The sequence below is a fragment of the Ignavibacteriales bacterium genome (assembly GCA_016700155.1).
Taxonomy (GTDB): Bacteria; Bacteroidota; Ignavibacteria; order Ignavibacteriales; family Ignavibacteriaceae.
In genome coordinates this window covers 1,712,072-1,728,536 of sequence record CP065001.1, presented here as the reverse complement: position 1 = coordinate 1,728,536, position 16,465 = coordinate 1,712,072, and the positions used below count along the sequence as shown (strand labels likewise).

Annotated in this window: 13 protein-coding genes, 1 tRNA gene and 1 other RNA gene; 7 read left to right on the top strand and 8 right to left on the bottom strand. The window is 36.3% G+C overall.

Annotated elements, in window-relative coordinates; genetic code table 11:
• Positions 1 to 46: 46 nt before the first annotated feature.
• Positions 47 to 1,651, top strand: coding sequence for a peptide chain release factor 3 (locus IPM56_07125; protein ID QQS37716.1), 1,605 nt, complete (start codon positions 47 to 49; stop codon positions 1,649 to 1,651).
• Here the strand turns inward: IPM56_07125 and IPM56_07120 are convergent, their stop codons facing one another.
• Complete coding sequence (locus IPM56_07120; GenBank protein ID QQS37715.1) at positions 1,652 to 2,107, bottom strand: hypothetical protein; 456 nt, start codon at positions 2,105 to 2,107, stop codon at positions 1,652 to 1,654. It abuts the gene before it with no gap.
• 83 nt (positions 2,108 to 2,190) lie between these two features.
• Between IPM56_07120 and IPM56_07115 the strand changes: the two genes are divergently transcribed.
• Positions 2,191 to 2,991: a hypothetical protein gene (locus IPM56_07115; protein QQS37714.1), complete on the top strand. Its 801-nt coding sequence runs from the start codon at positions 2,191 to 2,193 to the stop codon at positions 2,989 to 2,991.
• A 46-nt stretch (positions 2,992 to 3,037) separates the two neighbouring features.
• Here the strand turns inward: IPM56_07115 and IPM56_07110 are convergent, their stop codons facing one another.
• The 5 genes from IPM56_07110 to IPM56_07090 form a co-directional block, all read right to left on the bottom strand.
• Positions 3,038 to 3,661 carry a hypothetical protein gene (locus tag IPM56_07110; GenBank protein QQS37713.1) on the bottom strand — a complete coding sequence of 208 codons (624 nt, stop codon included), beginning with the start codon at positions 3,659 to 3,661 and terminating at the stop codon, positions 3,038 to 3,040.
• Between the two features lie 276 nt (positions 3,662 to 3,937).
• Positions 3,938 to 4,021: transfer RNA gene (locus tag IPM56_07105), tRNA-Leu, on the bottom strand.
• A 138-nt stretch (positions 4,022 to 4,159) separates the two neighbouring features.
• Positions 4,160 to 6,406 (bottom strand): PBP1A family penicillin-binding protein, encoded by a 2,247-nt coding sequence (locus tag IPM56_07100; protein QQS38243.1) that lies wholly within the window; start codon positions 6,404 to 6,406, stop codon positions 4,160 to 4,162.
• A gap of 31 nt (positions 6,407 to 6,437) precedes the next feature.
• Positions 6,438 to 7,163, bottom strand: a complete 726-nt coding sequence (locus IPM56_07095) for a UDP-2,3-diacylglucosamine diphosphatase (protein ID QQS37712.1) — start codon at positions 7,161 to 7,163, stop codon at positions 6,438 to 6,440.
• A gap of 14 nt (positions 7,164 to 7,177) precedes the next feature.
• The gene (locus IPM56_07090; GenBank protein ID QQS37711.1) at positions 7,178 to 8,896 is read right to left on the bottom strand and encodes a M1 family metallopeptidase; all 1,719 of its coding nucleotides are present in this window, start codon (positions 8,894 to 8,896) and stop codon (positions 7,178 to 7,180) included.
• Between the two features lie 129 nt (positions 8,897 to 9,025).
• On the opposite strand from IPM56_07090, the gene glgC reads away from it, so the two are divergent.
• Both glgC and IPM56_07080 read left to right on the top strand, forming a co-directional pair.
• Positions 9,026 to 10,270, top strand: a complete 1,245-nt coding sequence (gene glgC / locus IPM56_07085; GenBank protein ID QQS37710.1) for a glucose-1-phosphate adenylyltransferase — start codon at positions 9,026 to 9,028, stop codon at positions 10,268 to 10,270.
• 158 nt (positions 10,271 to 10,428) lie between these two features.
• Positions 10,429 to 12,267 carry an excinuclease ABC subunit C gene (locus IPM56_07080; protein ID QQS37709.1) on the top strand — a complete coding sequence of 613 codons (1,839 nt, stop codon included), beginning with the start codon at positions 10,429 to 10,431 and terminating at the stop codon, positions 12,265 to 12,267.
• On the opposite strand, the gene IPM56_07075 is transcribed toward IPM56_07080, so the two are convergent.
• Positions 12,261 to 14,150 carry a Na+/H+ antiporter NhaC family protein gene (locus IPM56_07075; protein QQS37708.1) on the bottom strand — a complete coding sequence of 630 codons (1,890 nt, stop codon included), beginning with the start codon at positions 14,148 to 14,150 and terminating at the stop codon, positions 12,261 to 12,263. The genes IPM56_07080 and IPM56_07075 overlap by 7 nt on opposite strands.
• Positions 14,151 to 14,276: 126 nt before the next feature.
• On the opposite strand from IPM56_07075, the gene IPM56_07070 reads away from it, so the two are divergent.
• The 3 genes from IPM56_07070 to sixA are packed head-to-tail and all read left to right on the top strand — an operon-like array spanning position 14,277 to position 16,217.
• The gene (locus IPM56_07070) at positions 14,277 to 15,446 is read left to right on the top strand and encodes a hypothetical protein (protein ID QQS37707.1); all 1,170 of its coding nucleotides are present in this window, start codon (positions 14,277 to 14,279) and stop codon (positions 15,444 to 15,446) included.
• Positions 15,446 to 15,739 (top strand): hypothetical protein, encoded by a 294-nt coding sequence (locus IPM56_07065; protein ID QQS37706.1) that lies wholly within the window; start codon positions 15,446 to 15,448, stop codon positions 15,737 to 15,739. Before IPM56_07070 ends, IPM56_07065 begins: the two co-directional genes overlap by 1 nt.
• 1 nt (position 15,740) lies before the next feature.
• Positions 15,741 to 16,217, top strand: a complete 477-nt coding sequence (sixA, locus tag IPM56_07060; protein QQS37705.1) for a phosphohistidine phosphatase SixA — start codon at positions 15,741 to 15,743, stop codon at positions 16,215 to 16,217.
• Positions 16,218 to 16,219: 2 nt separating this feature from the next.
• Here sixA and ffs read toward each other — a convergent pair.
• Positions 16,220 to 16,305, bottom strand: an RNA gene (gene ffs / locus IPM56_07055) — signal recognition particle sRNA small type.
• Positions 16,306 to 16,465 lie beyond the last annotated feature (160 nt).

The following is a 16,465-nucleotide window of genomic DNA, read 5'->3' as shown; positions in this document are numbered from 1 at the left end:
TTCAATCTTTACCTGATAATAGACATTTTTCAACTGAAAGAAATTAATGAGTAATATTAAAGAAATTAATAAACGAAGAACATTTGCGATTATTTCTCATCCCGATGCAGGTAAGACCACACTTACTGAAAAATTTTTGCTGTACGGAGGCGCACTGCAGTTAGCCGGATCAGTTACGGCAAGAAAAAACCAAAGATCAGCGACATCTGACTGGATGGAACTTGAAAAGAAAAGAGGAATATCAATCAGTTCAACTGTACTTCAGTTTGACTATAGAGGATTTAAAATTAATCTACTCGATACACCGGGACACGAAGATTTTTCTGAAGATACTTACCGTGTACTAACCGCAGTTGATGCTGTTGTGATGGTGATTGATGCTGCAAAAGGAATTGAATCCCAGACAAGAAAGTTGTTTGAAGTATGCAGTAAAAGACAGATACCCATTTTCACATTTATGAACAAACTTGACCGACCAAGCCGCGATCCGCTTGAACTTATCGATGAGCTTGAGAGTGTACTTAAGATAGGCGCTTTTGTAATGAACTTTCCAATTGGTACCGGAATTAATTTTATGGGAGTGTTCGACAGGTTAAAAAAAGATGTACACCTTTTTGAGAGAACAACCGGCGGTGCATATAAAGCACCGGTTTCAATTCATACGGTTAATGATACACTGATCAGGGATAGAATGAGTGATGATGATTATAAAAAATTTGTTGAGGAGATTGATATACTTGATTCAGCAGGAGAAGAATTCCATCCCGAAGAAGTGTTGCAGGGAAAACTGACTCCTGTGTTTTTCGGTAGTGCAAAAAATAATTTTGGTGTTCAGTTGCTGCTGGATAGTTTTCTCGAATATGCACAACCACCTGTACCAAGAACCAGTTCCAGCGGCATAATTCAACCTGATCACGAAACATTTTCAGGATTTATTTTTAAGATACAGGCAAATATGGATCCCAAGCACAGGGACAGGATTGCGTTTTTAAGGATTTGTTCAGGGAAGTTTTCACGGGACATGCAGGCAACACATACGGCAAGCGGTAAAAAAATAAGACTATCAAATTCACAAAAACTTTTCGGACAGGAACGGGAAACCGTAGATGAAGCATACGCCGGTGATATAGTTGGATTTGTTGGCAATTCAAATTTTGGAATCGGTGATACAATAACAGAAGATCCGGCAATTGTTTATGATGAGATACCAAAATTTGCACCTGAGTATTTTGTGTTTATGCAGAATCCAAATCCATCTAACTATAAAAAATTCAGAGATGGACTGGAACAGTTACTGCAGGAAGGAGTTATCCAAGCATTCTATTTAAAAAATTCTTACCAGAAAGTTCCATTGCTCGGTGCAGTAGGACCGCTTCAGTTTGAGGTTGTTCAATACAGATTAGAGGGTGAATACGGGGCTGAATCAAGGCTTGAACAGACTAACTGGAAGGTGTTGAGATGGCTCTCCCCTGAAATAAATGACGAAGCACAAAAAAATATATTGCTGCCTGCAGGTGCTGCATTTGCATCGGATTCGGATGAAAGAACAGTGATATTATTTACGAGTGAATGGTCATTAAATTATTTTAAGGAGAAAAATCCTTCCATTGAATTAAACGATGTACCATTTAAAGTTTCATCAGTCGCCTGACTATGAAAAAATAATAGATATCCCGGGCGTAAGTCCCAGAGATATTTTCACCTGCTGAAGTTTGTATTCACCAAACTTGATTACTTCAAAAAAACTTCTGGCTTTAAACAAACTGCTTAGCACAAGGAGTATCATCCTTCGTCCTTCCAATTCTTTTACGAGGATTTCTTTTTCCTCGTCACTTACTTTTTCCAGCGCATCGAAAAGCACTACAATTTCCGGAGGCAATCCCAGTGTCACTTCAACTTCAGTAAGTTTAAATCCACCTCTCTTGAAAATTTCAGAAGACTGATTTAAATCTTTTACCACATCTTTAATTTTGTCAGTTCCACTTTCTTTAAATTCCTGGATGATGGAAATTTTTTCACTGTCCCAAAACTCACTTCCGATATCTGATATTTTATTTTTCAGTGCTTCAGCCTGCTCTTTTGCTTTATCAAAAATTTTTGACGCCATGTACTACCCTTTCATTTTTTTCTTAGTTTGCAGATAGAAATTAAAATTATAGGTAAATATAAATCGAATAAGATGATATTAGTATGAAATTCATTTCAATAAAAAATTTATTACTGTTCATTTTTTTATCCGCGCTTTATGCCGGATGCAGTAAGGATAGTCCCAGCCAGCCAATAGTTCCTCCGCAATTATCAATTGATAGTGTAAGTTGTTCAGACAACGCTGAAATCACGATAAATAAAATGATGTTACAGAATAACGTCTGGGGAAAAGGCAGTATTACAAATTACCAGCAATGTATCAGAGTTATAAAAAATGACACCTCCACAATCTTTCAGTGGCAATGGTCCTGGCCGGATGTAACTAACAATGTAAAAGCCTATCCGGAAATCATTTTCGGACTGAAACCGTTTGGAGGAAGTTCTACCACAGAAAGTCTTCCAAAAAAAATTCAGGAAATTACAGAATGTGTTGTCTCTGCTTCTCAATGTTCAACTGACATTTTTGGTGAAGGAAACCTGGCTTATGATATATGGATTACCGATTCTGAATCACCAACTCAAAATAATATTAAGAGTGAAATAATGATCTGGTTAAAATATATTGGTCAACAGCCGGCGGGTTCGTTCGTTGAAAGATTAAATATAGGAAATCAGGATTATGATTTTTATTCAGGCAACAATGGTACGTGGGATTATCATGCTTTTTTAAAAGTAAATCAATCCGATCTTGATTCCACAAACATTAAGTCTTTCATGGATTATCTTGTTATGAATAGCTACATAAGCACAGATCAGTATTTAAGCAGCATTGAATTCGGAAATGAAATCATTAAAGGTTCAGGCAATACAGTACTTAAAGATTATCAGGTCAGACTGAAATAATAAAGCCGGATAATTTCCGGCTTTATAAGTAACATGAATTAAATCATTATTTTTTTTCGTACGGGTTTCCAAAAATTAATTTCAACATTACAGCATCACCAAGATTTTCCAGTCCATCATAGTATCCGTTCATCTCAACTATCTGACCGGTTTTAACTTCACCTCTGTTTGAAGCAAAAACAACCTTTTCCCCAATTACCTGATCTTTACTATCGATAAAATAACCGTGAGCAAAATAGGTCTCACGCGGGTAATCAGCTTTTGATTCATATTTAAGAAGCATACCTAATCGTGCACTTTTTTTGTTCAAGGTTGCGCCGGTTACAACCACATTTTTTAAAGTAAATTTACCATTGTCGCCTTCTTCAAAACAGGGAACTTCAAAATTTCCTTTTTCAGTAATAAAAGCTTTCATATCAGCTTCACAAGAATTTTCAAGTTCATCCATTTCTTTTTTTGTATCAGCATAACCACTTGCATTCATACTTTCCTGTGAGCTTTTAAGATCTTCATTCAGTTCAGTCATTTTTGAAACGCCATTGTTTGCAAGTGAAGGCAATTTACCGAGTATGCCTGAACTGTTCACACTTTCAGAACCACATCCTGTGAGTGCAAGCATTGAAAAAGTAATTAATAAAATGTTGGACAATAAGAACCTGGAATATGACATTTTATCTCCCTTAAGTTTAATGATTGTGATATAGTTTGTATTTGAACTCCAATACAAAAGTTCAATTTATACTCAAATGAATTGACTGCATTGCGATGTGTTTGTTTGAATTGTAAGATCAGGAATTTCCCCTATTATCGATCTGAAAAATGCATTACAAGTATAACAATAAAATATATTTCAACAAATTTTAGGTGTTGATTATAAATTATTAATCAATATGAAATTTTGGCAGCAGGAGATGTGATAAAAACGATGAGGAGATATTTTGTTTTGTGCCCGGAACAGGACTCGAACCTGCATGAGGGAACCCTCACTAGACCCTGAACCTAGCGTGTCTACCAATTCCACCATCCGGGCAAAACAAATAGAGTTTAAATTCTTATAAGAATTTTTCACAGAAAATTTCAGAACAAAATTTACGATTGAAAGTTAATACTTAAACTTCTTACTTACTAATGACGAAATAATGTTTCAACAAAAAAGTCGTGAATAATTTTACCAGCCGGTATCGCCGCGCTGGTCTTCCCTTCTGATTCTGCTTCCACCTGAATGTAATTCACACTCAAGCGGCATTTTCGAATCGATCACCAGATCAGTAATCTTTGAGGGACAGTTAGGTCCAGCAAGTCTTGTTTCACCGAGCTCAATACTCTCACTGCAAAATTCAACTGAAGAAACTCCGTCTGCGAGTTCAAAATAAGTCAGAGGAAGTTTAAGTTCCTTATAAGCGGCTTCCATAAATTTTGCCCAGATAGGAAGCGAAGCTTTTGCACCCTGTCCGTACCAGTTTGTGAACTTCACACGGTGATCATCAAATCCAACCCAAACGCCACCAACAAGATCCGGAGTGTACCCAACAAACCATGCATCTGAAAAATTTTGTGTTGTTCCTGTTTTACCTGCTGCTGGAAATTGGAAATAACGACGAACACCGCCGCCGGTCCCATAATTTACAACATCCTGCATCATATCAACTATGATAGATGCGGTTTGCGGTGATATTGCTTCTGTTGATTGTGGTGTGAATTGTGCAATAGAAATTCCGTTCCTGTCTTCAATTCTTGTGATGGAGATCGGTTCAACATGTACTCCGCCGTTAGCAAAAGTACCGAATGCAGAAGTAAGTTCAAGCGGTGTAACCTCGGAAGTACCAAGCGCTATTGATGGATAACTTTGCAGCGGAGAATTTATTCCCATTAGTTTTGCAAATTTTACAACTTGTGATGGAGGAGCAATTTCACTTATTGTCATTCTGCCTGCAATAACATTTACTGAACGGGCAAGCGCGTTACGAAGCGTCATATAACCGCCGTACTCATTATCAGCATTATTCGGTGACCATTCATTATATTCGAACTTTTCATTTAGCAGTGATAGCGCGGGCGAATATCCATTGTCTATTGCGGTTGTATATACAAACGGTTTAAATGATGAACCCGGCTGTCTTCTGATTCCGGTAACATGATTTAATCCCCTTCCAAAGTCCTGGTTTTCACCTCCAACCATAGCTTTAATCTGACCGGTTGCAGGATCAATAACAACAAAGCCCACCTGTATAGTGCTTTCAGTTTTTTTCACTTCATTAATAAAATCAGGATCATACTTCAGTTTATTATAAACACTTGCCTTTTCCTCTTTGCCGTCCGCGTTCAGGTATTCAGGAGAATTTTTTATTGCTTTATCAAGAAGACTTGATAAGGTTGCCTTGTTGCGTTCCCATTTCCAGTTTTTATCAAAGATTTCCTGGTACTCTTTTAAATGCTCTGCAGCTACACGATTTGCGATTTTCTGCATTCGCATATCAATGGTTGTGTATATATTTAATCCATCCCTGTAAAGATCATACTTATACCTGTCGGACATTGATGTCATTTGCTGTCGCACATATTCCAAAAAATGCGGTGCTTCGGATTTCATTCCTATCACTCTTTCGGATGCAAGTTTTATCGGCTGACTTCGAAGTGCCTGGTATTCAGAATCTTTTAGTTTATCCACATCAACCATATTCCTCATAACAAGGTTGCGCCTGTTCAGTGCATTCTGAGTTTTTCTTACAGGGTCATAATTTTCCGGAGATTTTAGCAGAGCTATAAATAAAGCTGATTCAGGCAGGGTCAGTTCCGATCCATTCTTATTAAAATATACTCTTGCTGCGGATTCAACTCCGTAAGCGCTTCTCCCGAAGTAAGAAACATTGAGATACAATTCAAGTATTTCATCCTTGGTATAAGTTTTTTCAATCTGAATTGCAGTAAGCCACTCTCTTATTTTTCTTACACCCGTTTCAAATGAATTTTCTCTTGAGGCTTTCAACTGGTATAAATTTTTTGCAAGCTGTTGAGTGATTGTACTAGCGCCTTCACGTGAAAAAGTAAAAACATTTTTTATCATTGCTTTAATGAACCGGCTCATATCAACACCCCAGTGATCATAGAAATCACGATCCTCTGTAGCTATAAGAGCATCGATAAGATGTTGAGGAATACTATCAAGATCAGTTTCAATCCTGTTCTCAATAAAAAACTGTCCTAACAATTCACCATCAGAAGTAAATACTTTGCTTGCAAGTTGAGGTTTAGGATTCTCAAGTTGTTCAAGTGAAGGAAGCCCGCTGACAATATAGAATCCGAAAGCGGCAAATAATACGACGATGATCAGAAGAAAAATAGTATAGCTTTTTTTCCAGCCGCGGGATTTTTTCTTTTTATTTCTGTGAGCGGAATCGTTGAAATATTTTTTCATTTCCTCATCTGAGTAATTGTATTTAGCCATTTTATTTTAGTTCCGGAATTTCGAATTCTTTACCGTCAAATTTACCATAACATGGCTGGGTAAGCCATGAACCAAGATTAACGTATAAACCTTTTTTATAATCGATATAACACCGCTGATGAAGGTGACCAAATAAAACAAAGTCAAATCCCTCATCTATTTTTTTCTTCGCTGAATTGAATAATCCATCTGCTTCGCCGTAGTCCTTCTTGGTGGTGTATTCACGGCTGGTTTTACTGGTTCTGCTGGCGAGACCAACTCCTAAATCAGGATGTATGAATGAGTAAAGCTTCTGCAGTGTTTTATTCCTGAATATTTTTTTAAGGATGTTGTATCCTGTATCATTATCAACTAGTCCATCTCCGTGACCGATAAAAAATTTTTTATCGTTGAGAATGAATTTCTCTGCGTTGTGATACATTATCGCACCGATCTCATCCTGAAAAAAATTCCTGTGCATAAAATCATGATTACCGATAAAGTAGTGAAGCTTTTTACCGGCAAGAGTAAAATCCTGTAGCGCAGTTAGTGTTCTGAAATATCCTTTTTGGTACACTCTTTTATATTCGAACCAGTAATCAAATAAATCGCCGACAATAAAAAGTTCATCACAATTTTGTGCGGCGTAATGCAGGAAATCAACAAGGATTTTTTCTTTTGATTTTTCTTTTTCCCTGTCTTCAAGTCCAAGATGAATATCAGAAATAAAAAAATATGATTTATTCACTCAGTATTTCAATTTTAATCGGAAATTTCATTTAAGTTTTTATCGTACGTATTTGCAAGCAGTTTGTTGTATGGATCAGGAACAACTTCATCAGGATTAAAATCACTAATAAATTCAATCGAACCTGATTTGGTATCAATGTAAAATGTCTTTAATAAATTCTTATCAGCTTTGATTAACAAAATGTCGATTGAAAAATAATAAGTCTCGTATTGTTTTTGAGTCTGTTCAAATTCAATGATTGTTTTATACCCACCATTTGATTTTTCAGTATGCCAGGTATAACTAAGGTTGATAATATCCTCACCCGTATAAACCCATTGATCAAAAAATTTCGTCAGGTCTTTTCCGGATAATTCCTCACAAAGTTTTACAAAATCTTCAGTTGATGCATTGGAATATTTATACCTATCAAAATATGTTCTTAACAAATTAAAAAATATGGTATCCCCGATTTCCCCTCTCAGCATATGAAGGACCCACGCACCTTTTTCATAAACTGTGTTTGAGAAAAGATCCTCGCCCGGATCATACAACCTGCCTTCAAAATTTTCATCGAATTTACTCACCATAACCGATTGAAGTGCTTCTTTACCCTGCCTATATTCAGCGTACAGTGCTTCGCAGTAGGTTGCAAATCCTTCATTAAGCCAGATATCTTTCCACGTTGCGGGACCTACCGCATTTCCCCACCAGTGATGCGCTAGTTCGTGAACATACAGGTCAGTGAAATATTTATTACCGCTTACAAAATTAGAACCAACACCAGTTATTGTCTGATGTTCCATTGCGCCGTATTGCCATAAAAATTCTGCCACGCCATATTTTTCTTTTATAAACGGATATTCACCAAAAGTTGAAGCAAAAAATTTCATCATATCAGGATGTTCGTCAAAATCTTTCTTTGCATTTTCAAGATGTCCCGGAAAGACAAAATAATCTATGCTCATTGTGTCTTTAAGATCAAGCGAAATATATTTTTGTGAAAATGTTTCATACTCCGCAGAGTAAATGGAAATCAGGTATGTTGAAATCGGATAAGCAGTCGCCCAATGATATGATTTTCTATTCCCTTTTTGTTTAATGCCCATGAGTTTACCATTTGAAATCGAAGTCTTATCAGAATTGTTCGTAATCTTTATATCAAGCAGCGCTTTGTCAGAAGGATAATCATTACACGGGAACCAGGTTGATGCATAATCAGGTTCATTCAAATTATAAACAACTGATCTATCATTTATCTCTCCAAATACAAAAGCGGACAGACCTTTTCTTTTCGGAGTGCCTTCATATACAATTTTAATTTTAAAGGTATCACTTAACGAAACTCCGGGAGAAATGCTAAGTGTTGTACCTTTTTGTTTATACTCGCGTTCAACATCATTAAATAGAACTGAAGTAATTTTCATGTTGTCATAAAAATTCAAGTCAATCTGGTCAAGATGCCTGTCAAGATATCTTCCGGTTAATACAACATCAGCTTTCAATATTTTTTCTTCGGGATACAGATCAATATTTAAATCATAGTGAAGTATATCAACTTTATACTGGTTATCAGTGATGTAAGAATAGTTTAGCCTGATTGCAGGAGCATGAGAAATAGTTTCTTTTAACACTTCAGCCTGATGACTGACAGTTGTAATACTGGTTCGTATAGGTGAAATGCTTATTTCTAATCCAATAAAGAAAAAAGCTGCGACAATAATAAACGTTATTACAGAATTTATTTTCATTCCAAGCAATTGTTTAGATGTATAAACTATATTGAATAATAAGATCAATACCGAACACAATTTAACCATTTCTTCAATTGCCAATCAAATCATATTTAGATATATTCGATTAGAATTTTGGAGGAACACATGACATTTCCCGGATCATCCATACTAAGAGATACTGTTACTATGTTACTCGCAGGGGGACAAGGTGAAAGACTCTTTCCGCTTACAGCATACAGAAGCAAACCAAGCGTACCATTCGGCGGTAAATACAGGATAATCGATTTTGCACTTTCCAACTGCCTCAACTCAGGCTTAAGACGCGTATATGTCCTTACACAATATAAATCCGATTCACTTAATCAACATTTATTCGAAGCGTGGAGTATTTTCAATCCTGAACTGGGTGAATTTATTTATTCAGTTCCGCCGCAAAGGAAGCTTAATAATGACTGGTATATGGGAACTGCAAACGCTATTTATCAGAACATAAATCTTTTTTCTTCCGACAAAAAAGCAAAGTGGGTTTTGATTTTAGGCGGCGACCACATTTATAAAATGGACTATCTTAAATTGCTTCAATCACACGTTGATAAGCGTGCTGATCTGTCCATAGCTTGTATCGAAGTTCCTAAAGATGAAGCAAGCAGATTTGGAATTGTCGGTGTTGATGATAATTATTCTGTCAAGTCATTCATTGAGAAACCATCCGACCCGCCTGAAATTCCTGATAAACCCGGTTACTCTTTTGTGAATATGGGAATTTATGTATTCAACGCCGCATTGCTTAAAGATGTTTTGTTTGATATGGATTCTAAAAAAGTTAAGAGCAATGATTTTGGTCAGGATGTGATTCCATATATGGTTAAAGAAAATATGAACATCTTTGCTTACAAGTTTGATGATGAGAACAAAAAATCAAAACCCTACTGGAAAGATATTGGAACGATTGAAAGTTATTTTGACGCAAGTATGGACTTAATAAGTGTTATACCTGAGTTTAACTTTTATGATCTAAGCTGGCCAATGCGGACTTACCAGTATCAATTCCCTCCTGCAAAAACAGTATCACACGAAGGCGAGCGCGTCGGACGTACTCTTAATTCGCTGATATGTGATGGTTCAATTGTATCAGGTGGTTTGGTAGAAAGATCTTTACTCGGACCAAATGTCCGCGTTAATTCTTTCAGTTATGTAACTGATTCAATTATTATGAATAACGTTAGAGTTGGAAGACATGCAAGAATACGCCGTGCGATCATTGATAAAAATGTGGTGGTACCGGAAGGATATGAAATCGGTTTTGACCTGGAAGGTGATAAGAAAAAATTCACAGTGACGGAAAGCGGAATTGTAGTTATAGCAAAGAACCAGGTGCTGCCAACTTAGCGAGGAGTTCTGAATTTTTTAAAAAAGATTTTATCACTAGATTCCATCGGGTTGTTGTTTTAATTGTTTATTTCATTTCGAAGTGTTCCCATTTCATTTAGATTGATTTGTATTTATTTTTCTGACAAAGATAAACTCACAAATGAATCACACTTTTTATGAACTCTGAATTAGAATCAAAACTTGCAAACCTGCCGGATAATCCCGGTGTTTACCAGTTCCTGAATGAACGAGGCAAAGTGATTTATGTGGGCAAAGCAAAAAATCTTAAGAAGAGAGTCAAAAGTTATTTTAACAAACAAACAGACTCGCCTAAAACCGCTGCACTGGTAGAAAAAATTAGTGATGTAGAGTTGATCGTAACTGATGATGAAGTTGAGGCATTAGTTCTTGAAAATAATCTTATTAAGGAATATAAACCTCGATACAACGTAAACCTGAAGGATGATAAATCATTCCCTTACATAAGAATAACCAACGAACCATATCCGAGAATTTTTCCTACACGGCGTGTTGTAAGAGACGGATCAAAATTTTTTGGTCCATATACCGATGTAAAAAGCATGAAGACATCATTAAGGACTATCAACCAGATATTTAAAGTTCGTAGTTGTAAACTGAATATTACTCAGGAATCAATTGATAAGAAGAAGTTTAAAGTCTGCTTAGACTATCATATAAAAAAATGTGATGGTCCGTGTGAGGGATTTGTATCCGAATCTGAGTATGGTGAGATGGTATCAGAAGTAACAAAAGTATTGAGAGGAAGAACAGACGATTTGATCAAATCCTTAGATGAAAAAATGCAGCAGGCTTCCGTTGAACTTGAATTTGAAAAAGCAGCGGAACTGAGGGATAGAATTAGTCAGCTGCAGGTTATTTCATCAAAACAAAAAATCGTAAGTGATGATTTCGAAGATCGTGATATTATTGCAGCAGCGTACGAAGGTAAAGATTCCTCCTGCTCTGTGTTTAACATTCGCAATGGAAAATTAGTCGGGAAAAAACAACTGCGTATGAGCATTACTGAAAGCGAAGAACCTGCCGAGATTTATTCCGCTGCTTTGAAATATTATTACAACGATCATACTGAAGTTCCGAGAGAAATTGTTCTGGAGATTGAACCGCCGGATGCAGACGAATTAACATTGTGGCTTTCAAAAATATCCGGTAAAAAAATAAAATTACATTATCCTCAGCGCGGGCAGTTAAAATCATTATTAAAAATGTGTAAGGAGAATGCATTATATCAGTTAAGAGAAGTACAATTACAGAAAATGAAAAACCAGGGCAACGTACCTTACAGCCTTTCAGCTTTACAACGTGATTTAAGATTAAAAAATCTCCCAAGGAAAATAGAATGTTTTGATATTTCAAATTTGCAGGGTACAGATACAGTTGCAAGTATGGTGGTTTTTGTTGATGGAAAACCAAAAAAGAATCTGTATCGGAAATTTATTATTAAATCAGTTGAAGGTCCGGATGATTTTTCAAGTATGCGCGAAGTTATAATGCGAAGATATACAAGACTCTTGTCAGAAAATGAACCATTGCCTGATCTTATCATGGTTGATGGAGGAAAAGGTCAGTTGTCAAGTGCAGTTGATATTCTAAATTCATTGGCTATTTCTGAATACCAGATAATCGGGCTCGCAAAGCGACTCGAAGAAGTTTTCTTTCCAGGGAAATCCGAACCGGAATCAATTCCTAAAACTTCATCAGGATTAAAACTGCTTCAGCAGGTTAGGGATGAAGCACACAGATTTGCAATTACTTTTCATAGAAAAAAAAGAAGCGAACGAACAATCAAATCCGAGTTGATGGATATTAAAGGATTTGGAGCATCAACTGTCAATTTATTATTGAAAGAGTTTGGAAGTGTTGAAGGAGTCAAAAATGCTCCCCGAGAAAAATTAGTAGAAGTTCTCGGTGCTAAGAAAATGGGACTGCTGACAGATTATTTTAATACTGAGAAGAATCAAGAACCGGATCAATGAGTTCTTTTTTCCGGATTTACAGTTTTACCAAATACAAATAAAATCCCAACCACTGCAACAACCATAACGGCAAGAGATACATAAGGTGATACTCCATAAGCTGTTGGAATATCTCCAATTAACATTCCTAATATTCCGATTAAAATTGCATAAGGAAGCTGCGTTCTTACATGCTCAATGTGGTCACATGAAGATGCCATTGAACTGAGAATTGTCGTATCTGAAATAGGTGAGCAGTGATCGCCAAATACAGTGCCTGCCAGAACAGAACTTATTACCCCATGAAGGATAATTGTCTGATCTTCCAACCCATAGTTATTTAACGAAGATGAAGTGTCAGCAAGCGGGATCACGATGGGCATCATTATAGCCATAGTACCCCAGCTTGTTCCTGTCGCAAAACTCGTTAACGCACAAACAAGAAAAACAAGTACGGGCAGCATTCTCGGATTTACTGAATCACTTATAATGCTGATAATATAATCCGCAGTTTTTATCTCCTGGGTTATAGCACCAATTGACCATGCAAGTGTTAGAATTATTACTGCAAGAAGCATCGATCGTATTCCCAGGAACCAAGCATCAACAACTTCAGTAAGACTCATTATCCTTTGAGCCAGAATCATTAAAGCCACGATGACACAGGCACCAAATCCGGACCACAACAATGACTTGTATGAATCCGAACTGCCTATTATTTCCCTTAAACCATAATCACGTATTCCCTGCTCTTCCAGGGAAGCTATACCGGTAAAATAAAGCCCTAATATTGTTCCAACAATGATCACAAGAATCGGAACAATTCCGTTATACCATTTTGCTTTATCTTCATTACCGAACATCACTGAACTCTCAGTCAGATCTTTTGATTGTTTTGAATCCTCATTCTTTAAGTTTTCATCCATCAAAGATCTCCTTTCAGCTTTCAGCATTGGACCGAAATCTCTCTGCATATATGCCGAAATAAATACAAACAACAGCATCACTATGGGATAGAATCTGTAAGGCAATGTCTGAATAAAAACTGTATAAGCATTTTCCGCCGAACCTATCGAAGTTAATCCATCCTGAATTAATCCTATTTCATATCCTATCCACGAACTAACGATAAAAATACTTGCTACAGGAGCGGCAGTTGCGTCAACAATAAATGATAATTTTTCACGTGATATTTTTAGCTTGTCGGTAACAGGACGCATTAAATTTCCAACCACCAGAGTATTAGCGTAGTCATCAAAGAAAATTAATATACCGCTTAACCATGTAGCCAGCATTCCGCTTCTTCGGGTTTTTGCAAGACGAGTGACAACATTTGCTATTCCCCTCGTTCCCCCGCTTCGTGAAATAAGACCTATCACACCTCCGAAGAGAAGAGTGAAAACAACTATTTGAATATGTGATACTTCACTTAAAGAATTTATTATGTAATGATCCACAAGTCTTAAAAATCCTGTGAACGGATCATAACTGTTTACAAGCAGTGAACCCGAAAAAATACCTATGATAAGTGATATTACAACCTGACGGAAAATCAGCGCAAGGAGAATTGAGATAATTGGTGGAAGTATACTTAGAATACCAGGTATAACCTGAATGTCAGTATGTATTTTTTGATACTCCTTAACAGATAGGCTGTAACTTCCACTTTCCTGCAGTGCAATTAGAGTATCAATTCGATTTTGTGATACAGACAAATTGTACTGTAATTGATTTCCGGAATTTGCAATTAAAAGATTTACAGTCGATAAAGTGTCCGGCAGATCAACAATTTTTACAGGAAAATTTATTCCGGATAGTGCGACCGGCTGAACCTGGATAGTTTGGGAGAATAAGTTTGAGGCAAGTACAATAATAAAAAACAGCAATACTAATTTTTTGTTCACAAACTTATTGTTAAAGGTTATCAGTTTATATAATGGTTAAGTTTTGTTCCGGTGAAATATAAACGCTGCTGAAATAAAACAAAAATAATTATTATATTTTGTTCAACTTCTTAACAAAAATTATTGATGAACAAGTTAACTGTTTCAATCATAGTTCTTCTTTTCGCAGTCAGTTGTAATCAGTTGAATGATACAGATGAAATCATAGTCAATTCATCATCATTACGAAGTATGGTTATGAAAGCAATTTCGGGTGATTCAGTTGCTAATAACCTGCTTTCAGGATTCATAAATCTTAATCTTCCCGTAAACAAAAAATTCAATAAACTTATTTTGGATAGTACCGAATCCAGGTACGGCAGTTTTAACTATTCCATTCTTCTTGAGTACCCTAATCCAGTTTACAATGTATTCGGCGTATTTGATACTCAGTTGAACGCGATGATAATCGATCGTTCACTGAACGGTTATCTTGAGCTTTCAACTTTTAAATCTGATGAAAAAACATTTATAAAAATTGTTGAATCATTTTTATCAAAAGATATTTTTGAATTGAACAGGCTGACGCTTTATGAAGTCGATTCAGCAAATGTGAATTTAATTTTCAGGACATACACACGGTTAAGAACTCCAGAAAATGAATACACTCAGACCGTTACAGAACTAAATGATGATCGCATTAAAACCTCTATATCAAGCAGTAAATATTCATCCTTTGATGGTAAAGGCGATGTATTTCTTTTCGATACAGATTTTAGAAAATATATAAGCGGTTCGGATATTTTTTCCGGCTTTGTAAGGAATGAAGTCAAATTACTTTCTTACCCTTATGACAATAAAATTTTTAGTGATTATGAGTCCGCTGTAAAATCAACTTTGGAGGGTGATGATACTGCCTTTAAGATTATTGATGCGGATATAAAAAACTACAACATCACTTTTACTCCCGGCTGGGTAGAAGATTCTTCATATACAATCGTAAAAAATGTTAAGACTGCATTGTTTGGTTCTTCTTTTAAAAATAAACAGACCTCTTCACTACTTTGCATAGCGCCTTTAGCAATAAAAGACTCAAGCGAAAATTATTCTTTACTGCCTTTGAAGAATACACAGGCAGGCGAGTATAATTTGAGATACTCTGATAGAAAAGATAACGGGGCAACCTTTCTGCAGTATTTTGAATATTCATTCTGCAACAAAAAATTCCTGATAATTTTTGAAGCTGCCAAGCAGGGATACGACAGGCATAAAACCATGTATGAAAAAGTCATTAATTCATTTACAATAGATTGCTGATGTACAAACAACTTTTCCTTCTTAAAAAAAGCGGTGATGAACAGGTACGTAAACACTTCGATGAATTTATATTGAAACACCTTTCCCGAATTACAGGCAATGAAATAAAATCGGGAAAAGTTGAAAGCAACCTACTACTTGAGCAGAAGTATGATGCCTGCTGTGAAGTAACTTTTAAAGACAAGCAGGAGATGGATAAAATGATGAACAGCGAAGCAGGCAGAGAATTAAACAAAGATCTTTTCGATTTTCATAAACATATTGATATCATAACCATAAACTACAATAACTGACATGAATTTATATCTGATAAGGCACGGCGATGCCGAGGCAATTTCTGAAAGCGGAAAAGATTTTGACCGCAAACTTACTCACGCCGGTATTGAACAAATGAAACTCGCCGCGCAGGGCTGGCAAAGTTTAATTGATCAGTTTGATGTGATAGTTGCATCACCACTGGTAAGAGCTGTTGAGACAGCACGTATCATCTCGGATGTATTTAATTATAAAAAAGATATTATGCTTGATAATAATCTGATCAGCGGAGGCAGCACGTCAGAAGTTGTCATACTTGCCAACTCATTAAACCTTATAAACGTTGCAATGATTGGTCATCAGCCCGATCTTTCACAGCACACATCAAGATTAATCTCAAATGCGAATGCATCTATCGCGTTTGAAAAGGGTACAATAGCTAAAATATCATTCCCGAACAGTGTGATTGCAGGGAAAGGTGTTTTAAAGTTTTTAATTCCTGCAGAGAGTTTTTAAAATAAAAAGCCGGCTACACAAGCTTTCCTCTTACCGCTGCTTCCTTCCGGACCTGACGGGGTTCAGATTCGACCTGTTAACCGGCAAACTTTTTTTTCGGGCTGCTAAAATGAAGAATTTTTTTTTATTGAACAAATAATTTTAAGATTGATTCATTTTTTCTCTGCGCTCTTTGCAAAAAATAAGGTGGATTGAATTCTGCTTTGTGCTCTCTGCGGTTAAAAATCTCAGATTTAAGATACTACTTT